We start from the raw sequence: 10,770 nt of genomic DNA, 5'->3' as shown, positions 1-10,770 counted from the left end.
CCGCTCCCCCCACCGGGCGGCCCCGGCCCCGGACTCCGGAGCCCGTGACCGGCCCCGGTACGGGCTCCGGAGCCGGTCACCCGCCCGTGCGCCTGCGGGCCTGCTCGCGGATCTCCTCCGGCAGGGCGGTGGATCGCGCCTGAGTGGGGGTGGTCTCTTACGCGGAGCCGGCCGCGCCCGAGGTGGGTTCCGGGCTCACCGGCACCGGCCGGGGTGGTCATCCTCGCGGGCCGAAGCCGGTCATCAGGACGTGGACGGCGATGAGGACGACGGTCCAGATCATGGCGCGCCGGGTCGGCGCGGGGCCGTTGCGCAGCAGCGAGACGCCCAGGGGGATGAAGGCCAGGCACAGGCCGCCCACGGCGATGAAGGACTGCGGTTCGGTGCCCTTGAGGGGGCCCAGGGCCAGGGCCGACATCAATCCCAGGGCGATGGAGCGGCCCAGGCCCAGGGCGCCGGAGCGGTAGGCGCCGATGGCCAGCACGATCCAGCCGAAGAAGGCCGGTCCGGACATGGTCTTGAACGGGTGCCAGAGCGTCTCGCGCCAGGCGTCGTAGTAGCCGGTGACGCCCTCCAGCATGGTGGGCAGGCCCAGGACGTCGGTCAGGTGGAAGGACATATGGTCGATGCCGAACTGGAAGGTCCGGGTGAACAGGCCGATCATCACCAGGCAGCCGCCCCACATGCCCCACAGCGGGCTGGTGACGGAGATCCGCTGGGCCAGCGTCATGACCGCCGGCCACAGCAGCACGAATCCGAGGGCGAAGCAGGTGTAGGCGGCGGTGATGAGGGTGGGGTGCTGGCTGTAGGCGCGCAGCTGGTAGGGGACGAAGTAGTAGAACTCCGAGCGCAGCAGGGTCCCGGCCAGGATCAGGGTGGGGCCGGCGATCAGCGAGATGCCGCTGATCCATCGGCCGGGGAAGGCGGGCCGGCGGTCCAGGTCGGCGGCGGCGTTGGCGGCCCTGCGGTCCGCGCCGGCCTGCCGCCATCCGGTGATGCGCCCGCGAAGATCGATGCTCATGGATTGCTGCTCCGTCTTGTCCGTGTCGGTGTGCCCCGCCCGGTGTTCCGGGGCACACCAATGGTGCGGCGCGACGCGGGGGGCGCACGTCTGGCCGGGGTCGCATCTCGACGGGCGGGTCCGGGCGGGTGGTACGACCCTGGACAGAGGCGCATGTCCGACCGTGGGCAGACGCCGCGTGCTCCGGTGCGGCGGTAGCTTGCCGCCATGGAATGGGCTGAACGGCGGTTCGATGGAAAGAGCGTCGCCGACGCCGCGGTGACCGACGAGCGCCGGCGCATCGCCTGGGAACTGCACGACGTCATCGGCCACAGCATGAGCCTGATCGCCGTCAAGGCCGCCGTCGCCAACCACGTCGCCGACACCCGCCCGCAGGAGGTACGCGCCGCGCTGGCCGTCATCGAGCAGACCAGCCGCAGCACGCTCGCCGAGATCCACCGGGTGCTCGACCTGCTGCGCTCCGACGGCGACCCCCGGCAGGACCGGCTGCCCGCGCCCGGCATGGGGGACCTGCCCGGACTGGCCGCCCACGCCCGCTCGGCCGGGATCGAGGTGGACCTGACCGTCCGCGAAAGGGCCGTGCTGCCCGCCGCGGTCGCGATGTCGGTGTACCGGATCGTGCAGCGGGCCCTGACCAACGTCGTCACCCACGCCGGGCCCACCCGCTGCGCGGTCACCATCGACGTCGACGGGCGGGAAGCCGTGATCGAGGTCGTCGACGACGGCCCCCGCCACGGCCGTCCGCCGCGCGCGGACCACGCCGGTCAGTGCGGTCACGGCCTGATCGGCATGCGCGAACGCGCCAAGATGTACGGAGGCACGTTCGAGGCGGAGCCCCGGCCCGAAGGAGGCTTCCGCGTGGCGGCCCGACTGCCCTACGACCCGGACGGCACCCGGGTATGAGCACCACCGGGCCCGGACGGCGGTCGCGCACTGGGCGGGTCTGTCCAGTGAACCGCTCTGTCCCGTAATTCGGGGGTACGGATTTGCCGCAGATGCAAGCGCCTCACCTGGCCCGGGGGATCACCCTCGCCGTTCTGGGCGCGTTCGCCGGCGTGTACCTGCTGGCCGGGGTACCGATCGCGATCGTCGTGTTCGCGCTGCAGCTCGTTCACGTCCTGCCGGCGCTCGGGCGGTTTCGGGGGCCGACGCTGTTCGCCGTACAGGCCGGAGCCGGGTTCTGGGGCGTTCTCGCCTCCGGCGCATCCGTCGGCATGCTCGGCTTCCTGGCCGGGTCACTGCTGCTGTCGCCGCTGTGGCCGCTCGCTCCGGCGGTCGCCGCGGCGGCGGCGGTGATCGGCTCCGTCCGGTACGGCGAAGCGTCCGCCGCGGCCGACGCCACGATCACGATCACGATGATCCTGATCGCGCTGGTGGTCTACGGCCTGACCCGGCTCACCGAGCGGGTCGGCCAGCTGCACTCGGCCAGGCTCGCCCTCGCCGTGGCCGCCGTCGCCGAGGAGCGGCTGCGCATCGCCGCCGAGCTGAGCGACGGTCTCGGGCGAGGCCTCACCATGATCGCCGCAGGCGGCAGGCGAGCCCTGGCCGCCCCGGAACGCACGGCTGAGATCCTCGGACAGGTCGCGGGCACGGCACGGCGCGCCCTGGCCGAGGCGCGGGCCGCCGCCTCCGGGTACCGCACCATGTCGCTGGCACCCGAGATCACCACCGCCCGCGCGATGCTGGCTGCCGCGGGCGTGACCGCGCACGTGCGCGTCGGCCACGCCGAACCGCTGGGACCCGCGGGCGCGCTGCTCGCGGCCGTGCTCCGGGAGGCGGTGACCGAGGTCGTACGGCGCGGCACGGCGACGACGTGCGCGATCGAGACGGACACGTCCGAGGGCGGGGTCCGGCTCCGCGTCTCCAACGACGGAGCCAGGACCGCGGAGGACGAGAGCCTGGGCGACCTCCCCTGCCGGGTCGCCGAGGCGGGCGGATCGCTCACGACGGGTCTCTCCTCCACCGGCCGCTTCACCGTCTCCGTCGTGCTTCCCGGCGCCGGATCCGCTCCACCGCTCCCGCCGGACGACCGGCACGCCTCCGTTCTCTCCTTCACCCTGCTGGCCGTCGTCCTGGCCGGGTTCAGCGCCAAGGCGCTGCTCCGGCTCCCGGCGGGCTCGCTGCTCCCGGCGGCCGCCTGCCTCGGGCTGATCCTCCTCCTGCAGCTCCGCCTGGCCCTGCTGGCGAAGGATGTCCAGGCGGCCAAGGAGGAGCTGGCCCGCTCGGCGGTGGTCGAGGAGCGCCTGCGCGCCGCCCGGGACCTGCACGACCTGCTCGGCCACAGCATGGCGGCGATCCTGCTCAAGTGCGAGCTGGCCAGGAGGCTCGATCCCGTCCGGGCCCGCGCCGAGATCGAGGACGTGCTCGAGATGGTGGAGAAGGCCGAGGCCGACATGCGCTCCGTCTCCGGGGAGCGGCACGAGATGCCGCTGGCCGCCGAGGCGGACTCGGCGCGGTCGCTCCTGGGCGCCGCGGGCATCGAGGCCACGGTCGAGCTGTGCCACGGCCGGGTCGCCGCGGAGGTCGAGACCGTGCTGAGCGCGGTGCTGCGTGAGGCGGTGACCAACGTGCTCCGGCACAGCGCCGCACGCCGCTGCACGATCGCGGCGGACCGCGGGCAGGGCGAGGTACGGCTCCGCGTGCGCAACGACGGCGTGCGTCCGGCCGCGGTTCCCGCCGGGGGCTCCGCCCCGGACCGGACCGCGGGGCACCGCGGCTCGGCTGGAGTCGGCAACCTGACCACGCGGCTGGCCGCCCTCGGCGGCGGTCTCGCCACCACCCGCGACGGCGAGCGGTTCGAGATCGAGGCCCGTGTCCCCATCGCGTCCCCCGCGATGTCCGTACCCGCCGGCTGAGGCCCCCGCGCCTCGGACGGCGCGGCCCCGCGGTCCCTCCCCGGCGGCCCCGTCCCCGGGTGGCCCGGCCCCCGTCTCCCGTCCCGGCCGTGTGGGCACGGCGTGGTCAGATCCAGCCCGCCTCTCTCGCGATGCGCACGGCGTCGACCCTGTTGCGGGCGTTGAGCTTGGCGACGATCGCGGTGATGTAGTTGCGTACGGTCCCCGCGCTCAGGAAGAGGCGCCCGGCGATCTCGGCGGCGTCGATCCCCTCTGCCACCAGCCGGAGCACGTCGGCCTCGCGGGGGGTGAGCGGGTTGTCGGCCAGGTCCCAGGCCGTCACCGCCAGCGAGGGATCGAGCACCCGCTCGCCGCCGGCCACCGCGCGGATGGCGGCCACCAGTTCCTCCGGCGGTGCGGTCTTCAGCAGGAACCCGTCCGCCCGCGCACCGAGCGCCCGGCGGAGATGGCCCGGCTTGCCGTACGCGGTGAGCATGAGCGTCCGGCAGGCGGGCAGCCGCACGCGGAGCTCTCCCGCGGCGGCGAGGCCGTCGAGCGCGCCGGGCATGTCGATGTCGAGGACCGCGACGTCGGGCCGGTGCAGAAGCGCGGCGGGCACCACGGCGTCGCCCGACTCGACGGCGGCGACGACCTCCAGGTCCTCTTCCAGGCCCAGCAGCGCCACCAGGGCGCCCCGGACGACGTGCTGGTCCTCGGCCAACAGCACACGGATCACGGGACATGTCTACCAGTGTCCGGATCATGACGATGTCACGGTCCGCCGATGATCACATCTCTGGCCCGGCGGGCCGCGGGTCAGCAGGCTGGAAGGCATGACGGACGTGGTGCGTTTGGACGCGGTGAGCAAGGTGTACGGCACGGGCCAGGGTGCGGTGGCGGCCCTGCGCGAGGTGACGGCGGGCATCCCGCAGGGGAGCTTCACCGCGGTGATGGGGCCGTCGGGGTCGGGGAAGAGCACGTTTCTGCACTGCGCGGCCGGGCTGGACGCACCGTCCTCGGGCTCGGTACGGCTGGGCGGCACCGAGCTGACCGGGATGGACGAGACGCGGCTGACGAAGCTGCGCAGGCGGCGGATCGGATTCGTGTTCCAGGCGTTCAACCTGGTGCCCTCGCTGACCGCGGCCGAGAACATCACGCTGCCGCTCCGGCTCTCGGGCGACCGGGTGGATCGGGCCTGGCTCCGCGAGGTCGTCTCGCGGGTCGGCCTGGACGGGCGGACCGGGCACCGGCCCGCCCAGCTCTCCGGCGGGCAGCAGCAGCGGGTGGCCATCGCCCGGGCGCTGGCGGTCCGGCCCGAGGTGGTCTTCGGCGACGAGCCCACCGGCGCGCTCGACACGATGACCGCCCGTGACGTGCTGAGGCTGCTCCGCGAGGTGGTGGACGGCATGGGCCAGACCGTGGTGATGGTCACCCACGACCCGGTGGCGGCCTCCTACGCCGACACCGTCCTGTTCCTGGCCGACGGCCGGATCGTGGACGCGATGACCGCGCCGACCTCCGACCGGGTGGCCGAGCGGATGACCAGACTGGGAGCGTGGGTGTAATGATCTTCTTCGCGTTGCGGGCGATCCGGCACCGCAAGGCCGGCTTCGCGGGCGCCTTCGTCGCCCTGATGTGCGCGGCGGCCCTGGTCTGCGCCTGCGGGATGCTCCTGGAGACCGGGCTGCGCGGCGGCGTCGCCCCCGAACGCTACGCGGGTGCCCCGGTGCTCGTCGCGGGCGACCGGTACGCCCGCGAGACGGTCCGGAAGTCGGAGGAGAAGACCAAGACGAAGGCCAAGGCTCTGTCGGAGCGCCGGTGGATCCCCGCCTCCCTCGCCGGGGAGCTGGACCGGCTCCCGGGGGTCGAGCGGGTGGTCACCGAGGTGACGTTCCCCGTCCTGGTCGCGGGCCGGTCCTTCTGGGGGCACGGCTGGGAGTCGGCCCCGCTCACTCCGTTCACCCTGCGCGCCGGACGCGCGCCCAGGGACGGGAACGAACTGGTGGCGGACGCGCGGGCGGGGCTGGACGTGGGCGCCGAGGTGGCCGTCGAGTCACCGGCGGGATCACGGGTCTACCGGGTGACGGGCGTCACCGCCGAGGCCCTGCCCAGCCAGGACACGCTGTTCTTCGCCGCCTCCGAGGCCCGCCGCCTGGCCGGCCGCCCCGGTCTGGTCAGCGCGATCGGCGTCTTCCCCCGGTCCGGCGCGCCTCGGATCGACCTGACCCCGGTGCTCGGCGGTGCGGTCGTCCACACCGGAGACGAGCGCGGCGCGGCCGAGTTCCTCGACGCGGAGCAGGCACGGCTGAAGCTGATCAGCGTGGGCGGCGCCCTCGGCGGTACCGCGCTGCTGGTCGCGGTCCTCGTCGTGGCCGGCACGTTCGCGCTCTCCGTCCAGCAGCGCCATCGGGAGATCGCCCTGCTGAGAGCGGTCGCGGCGACACCCCGGCAGGTGCGCCGGCTGCTCGGCGGCGAGGCGCTCGTGCTCGGCGTCGTCGCCGGAACCCTGGGGTCCGCTCTGGGAGTCGGCCTGGGCCTCTGGCTGCGCTCCCGGTTCGCCGCGCTGGGTGTGATGCCGGAGAACCTGCGGCTCGTGGTGAGCCCGTTCCCGGTACTCGCCGCGCTCGCGGCGACCGTCCTGGCCGCCTGGACCGCCTCGCGCGTCTCCGCCCGCCGGACCGCCCGCATCCGCCCGGTCGAGGCTCTCGGTGAGGCGGCGCTGCCGACCGCGCGCCTGCACCGGGGACGGATGCTCGCCGGGCTGTCGTGCGCCGCGGGCGCTGCCGTGCTGACGTCGGTGCTGTCGGGCTTGTCCACCGAGGCGGCGTCCGGCCCGGTGACGATGCTGACCCCACTGGTGTGGACGGTCGCGGCCGCCCTGCTCGGCCCGGTGATCGCCCGGGTGGCCGCCGCGCTGCTCGGAGTGGTACTGCGCGCCTCCCGGGTGAGCGGGTACCTCGCCGCCGCGAACCTGCGGGCCGGGTCGCACCGGCTGGCCTCGGTGATCACTCCACTCAGCCTCATGGTCGCGATGACGTGCACGATCCTGTTCGCGCAGACCACGATGGGGCACGCCGCCCAGGAGGAGGCGGCGGCGGGCGATCGCGCCGGCTACGTGCTCGGCCCGCGGGTCTCCTCCGCCGCGGCGGAGGCCGTACGCGGGGTGCCGGGCGTGGAGGCGGTCACCGAGGTGCTGCACACCTCGGTCCGGGTCGGCCTGGAGAAGTACGGCGCGCAGGCCGTCACGCCCGGGGGGCTCTCGCTGACGCTCGATCCCGGGGTGGTCGCCGGGTCGCTGCACGAGCTCGGCCCGCGGACGGTCGCCGTCAGCCGGACCGCCGCGTCCCGCCTCGGCGTGTCGGTCGGCTCGCCGCTCCGGCTCACCCTCGGCGACGGCACCCACGCGACGCTCCGCGTCGTCGCCCTCTACGAGCGGGGCCTCGGGTACGGCGAGCTCCTCCTGGCGCACGAGCTGGTGCGCCCGCACGTCGACGATCCCTTCTCCACCGTCCTGGTCTCGGCGCCGTCGCTCTCCCGCGCGCTCCTGGAGCGGGCCGCACCCGGCGTCGCGGTGCTCGACAGGGTCCGGGCCGCCGCGGCGGGAACGCCGAACGCCGAGGTCAACCACGTGGCGATGGGTCTGATCATCGCGTTCACCGCGATCGCCGCGGTCAACACGCTGGCGATGTCCGCCGCGGACCGCTCCCGCGAATTCGCCCTGCTCCGTCTCGTCGGCACCACGCGCCGGCAGGTGCTGAGGACGGCCCGGCTGGAGACGCTGACCGCGGTGCTCGTCTCGGTGACCGTCGGCACGGTGATCTCGCTGGCCACGCTCACGGCCTTCAGCCTGGGCATGACCGGTTCGGCACGGCCGCACGTGCCACCGCCGGCCTACCTGGCCGTGGTCGCCTCGGTGGCCGTCCTGGCCCTGGCCGCCACCGCCCTTCCCGTGCGGCTCGTCCTCCGTACCCGTCCCGCCGACGCGATCTCCTGATCTGCGGATCCGGACGGCCCGCGGGCGGATAGGTTCCGGGAACCCGCATTCCCGGTAGTCGGCAGGAGCCGGACACCGCGAGGGCGCGGATCCGCCGGCCGGAGACCGGTGGACCCGCGCCCTCGCGGATCGCTTTCCCTCTGGGACGGCGCCGCCCCGATGAGGACTACTCGGAGACGCCGAGCTTCTCCAGGAGCAGTTCGCGCGCCCGGCCCGCGTCGGCCTTGCCCCGGCTGGCCTTCATGACGCCGCCGACCAGCGCGCCGACGGCGGCGATCTTGCCGTTGCGGACCTTGTCCGCCGCGTCGGCGTTGTCCGCCAGCACCTGGTCGATGATCGCCGACAGCTCGCCCTCGTCGTTGACGATCTGCAGGCCGCGGGCGGCCACCACGTCGTCCGGCGAGCCCTCGCCGTTCAGCACGCCCTCCAGCACCTGGCGGGCCAGCTTGTCGTTGAGCGCGCCGCCGGCGACCATCGCGCAGACCCGCGCGATCTCGTCCGGGGTGATCCGCAGCGCGCTCAGCGGCACCCCGGCCTCGTTGGCCCGGCGGGCCAGCTCGCCCATCCACCACTTGCGGGCGTCCGCGGGCGGCGCGCCGGCCGACACCGTCGCCTCGACCAGGTCGATGGCGTCGGCGTTGTGCATGGCCTCCATGTCCAGGTCGGACACGCCCCACTCCTGCTGGAGCCGCTTGCGCTTCAGGCGCGGCAGCTCCGGCAGGGCCGTCTTGAGCGCGGCCACCCAGGCGAAGTCCGGGGCGATCGGCACCAGGTCGGGCTCGGGGAAGTAGCGGTAGTCCTGCGCCTCCTCCTTGGACCGGCCCGAGGTGGTGGTGCCGGTGTCCTCGTGGAAGTGGCGGGTCTCCTGGACGATCCGGCCGCCGCCGGCCAGGATCCCGGCCTGGCGCTCGATCTCGCTGCGGACCGACCGCTCGACGCTGCGCAGCGAGTTGACGTTCTTGGTCTCGGTCCGGGTGCCCCACTCGGAGGCGCCGCGCGGCATGAGGGAGACGTTGACGTCGCACCGCATGGAGCCCTCCTCCATGCGCACGTCGGAGACGCCCAGGGAGCGCATGACCTCGCGCAGCTCGGTGACGTAGGCGCGGGCGACCTCGGGCGCGAGCCGGTCGGTGCCGGGGATCGGCTTGGTGACGATCTCCACCAGCGGGATGCCCGCGCGGTTGTAGTCGACGATCGAGTAGTCGGCGCCGTGGATGCGGCCGGTCGCGCCGCCCATGTGGGTGGACTTGCCGGTGTCCTCCTCCAGGTGCACGCGCTCGATCTCGATGCGCACCGTCCGGCCGTCCACCTCGACGTCGAGGTAGCCGTCGAAGCAGAGCGGCTCGTCGTACTGGCTGATCTGGTAGTTCTTCGGCATGTCCGGATAGAAGTAGTTCTTCCGGGCGAAGCGGCACCACTCGGCGATGGAGCAGTTCAGCGCCAGGCCGATCCGGATGGTCGACTCGATCGCCTTGGCGTTGGCCGTCGGCAGCGAGCCCGGCAGCGCCAGGCAGACCGGGCAGACGTGGGTGTTCGGCGGCGCGCCGAACGTCGTCGGGCAGGCGCAGAACATCTTCGAGGCCGTACCGAGCTCGACGTGCGTCTCCAGGCCCAGCACCGGCTCGAAGCGCTCCAGCGCCTCGTCGTACGGCATGAGCGTGCCTGTACTCATGATTCGTTCACCATTTCCATCAGTCCGATCCGGGAGAGCCGGAGTGTCCGGAGTGTTCTGCGATGACAGTGCCGTCGGGGCCGTCGGCGCGGGCGGTGGGAGGCGTCAAAGGTACCCGAGTCCCTTCAGCGCGTTCCGCGTCTCGGCGACCCAGCCGGCGTAGCCGGGGACCCGGGCCAGGACGGCGAGGTCGATGTTGCGTCCGATGTACTCGAAGTAGTCGCCGACCGGCTTGCCCCGCCGGGGCGCGGTCGCGGTCAGCACCTCCCGCGGGTAGGCGATCCGCTCGACGTCGGCGGGGCTGGCCGGCAGCCGGGACAGGTCGCTGCCCGGCAGCCCGGCCCACACCGTGGGATCCGCCAGCGGCCAGGCCTCGGTGTCGCCCAGCCCGACCACCGGCACCAGGTAGTGCGAGTGGTAGCGGATCCCGTCCGATCGGCCGCGTTCGCGGTCGCCGGACCGGGCGAAGATCAGATGGCAGTCGCCCGCCAGCTCCTCCAGCGCCGCCACCAGGTGCTCGCGGGCGCACACGATGACTCGCGTGGCCTCGACGTCCACGGTGTACGGCGAGGCCCGCACGAGCTCGCGGAGCTGCCGGGGGACCACCACGCTCAGGAAGCCCCCGTCCGCGTCCCCCTCGGCGACCAGGCCCGGGACCAGGGAGCGGCTGCTCATGCCGCCGCCCCGAGGTACTGGCGGAGCTGCCGGGGCGAGACGAACGTGCCCGGCTCGCCGTCCGGCAGGACCGGCTTGGCCACGCTCACCCGCGACGTCCGGTCGGCCGCGGGGTCCACGCGCACCACCGCGTCCAGGAAGACCAGCGACTCCGGGGCCGTCCGGCCGAGCTCGGCGACCACCGCCGGCGAGTGGCTGGTCACGATCACCTGCCGGTACGGCTCCGCGCCGCCGGGCTCGCGGACCCGCTGCCGGACCCGCCGGAGCAGCTCCCCCACCCGACCGGGGTGCACGCCGGCCTCGACCTCCTCCACCAGGAGGGTGGCCGGGTGGTCCGGGTCGTGCAGGGCCGCCAGCAGGCCGGTGATCCGCAGGGTCCCGTCCGACAGCAGCGCGGCCGGGACCTCTCCCTGGCCGTCCAGGACCAGGCCGAAGGACCACTCGCCGCGCTCCAGCCGGGGCAGGAGCCCGGCCGCGCCGGGGACCAGCGCGGCGAGGTCGGCCACCAGGTCGGCGAAGGCCGCCGTGCCCGCCATCCGGCCGAGCAACGCGGCGAGGTTCGCCCCGTCGGCGG

The 10,770-nt window shown here is 74.1% G+C and carries 9 protein-coding genes; 4 read left to right on the top strand and 5 right to left on the bottom strand.

Annotated features, from left to right (window positions below; translation table 11 throughout):
• Nucleotides 1-217 precede the first annotated feature (217 nt).
• The gene (locus ACWJ6R_RS20465; protein ID WP_449063774.1) at nt 218-1,021 is read right to left on the bottom strand and encodes a hypothetical protein; all 804 of its coding nucleotides are present in this window, start codon (nt 1,019-1,021) and stop codon (nt 218-220) included.
• 207 nt (nt 1,022-1,228) lie between these two features.
• Between ACWJ6R_RS20465 and ACWJ6R_RS20460 the strand changes: the two genes are divergently transcribed.
• Nucleotides 1,229-1,924, top strand: a complete 696-nt coding sequence (locus ACWJ6R_RS20460) for a sensor histidine kinase (RefSeq protein ID WP_449063773.1) — start codon at nt 1,229-1,231, stop codon at nt 1,922-1,924.
• Nucleotides 1,925-2,016: 92 nt separating this feature from the next.
• Nucleotides 2,017-3,876, top strand: a complete 1,860-nt coding sequence (locus tag ACWJ6R_RS20455) for a sensor histidine kinase (RefSeq protein ID WP_449063772.1) — start codon at nt 2,017-2,019, stop codon at nt 3,874-3,876.
• A 106-nt stretch (nt 3,877-3,982) separates the two neighbouring features.
• Here ACWJ6R_RS20455 and ACWJ6R_RS20450 read toward each other — a convergent pair whose 3' ends face one another.
• On the bottom strand, nt 3,983-4,591 hold the full coding sequence (locus tag ACWJ6R_RS20450) for a response regulator (RefSeq protein ID WP_449063771.1): 609 nt from the start codon (nt 4,589-4,591) through the stop codon (nt 3,983-3,985).
• Nucleotides 4,592-4,688: 97 nt separating this feature from the next.
• Here ACWJ6R_RS20450 and ACWJ6R_RS20445 point away from each other — a divergent pair, with 97 nt between their 5' ends.
• Together ACWJ6R_RS20445 and ACWJ6R_RS20440 are read left to right on the top strand one after the other, a co-directional pair.
• Nucleotides 4,689-5,420 (top strand): ABC transporter ATP-binding protein, encoded by a 732-nt coding sequence (locus tag ACWJ6R_RS20445; protein WP_449063770.1) that lies wholly within the window; start codon nt 4,689-4,691, stop codon nt 5,418-5,420.
• The gene (locus ACWJ6R_RS20440) at nt 5,420-7,849 is read left to right on the top strand and encodes an FtsX-like permease family protein (RefSeq protein WP_449063775.1); all 2,430 of its coding nucleotides are present in this window, start codon (nt 5,420-5,422) and stop codon (nt 7,847-7,849) included. The genes ACWJ6R_RS20445 and ACWJ6R_RS20440 overlap by 1 nt, the downstream gene beginning before the upstream one ends.
• Before the next feature lie 166 nt (nt 7,850-8,015).
• Here the strand turns inward: ACWJ6R_RS20440 and gatB are convergent, their stop codons facing one another.
• The 3 genes from gatB to ACWJ6R_RS20425 form a co-directional block, all read right to left on the bottom strand.
• A complete protein-coding gene (gatB, locus tag ACWJ6R_RS20435) occupies nt 8,016-9,521 on the bottom strand; it encodes an Asp-tRNA(Asn)/Glu-tRNA(Gln) amidotransferase subunit GatB (protein WP_449063769.1) in 1,506 nt (501 codons plus the stop codon).
• A gap of 105 nt (nt 9,522-9,626) precedes the next feature.
• The gene (locus ACWJ6R_RS20430; RefSeq protein ID WP_449063768.1) at nt 9,627-10,196 is read right to left on the bottom strand and encodes a hypothetical protein; all 570 of its coding nucleotides are present in this window, start codon (nt 10,194-10,196) and stop codon (nt 9,627-9,629) included.
• A partial coding sequence (locus tag ACWJ6R_RS20425) for an AAA family ATPase (RefSeq protein WP_449063767.1) occupies nt 10,193-10,770 on the bottom strand: 578 nt, incomplete at its 5' end. The genes ACWJ6R_RS20430 and ACWJ6R_RS20425, both read right to left, overlap by 4 nt.

Source organism: Planomonospora algeriensis (assembly GCF_977012225.1).
Note: the sequence above shows the minus strand (reverse complement) of the source record. Positions and strands in the feature narration are given on the sequence as shown.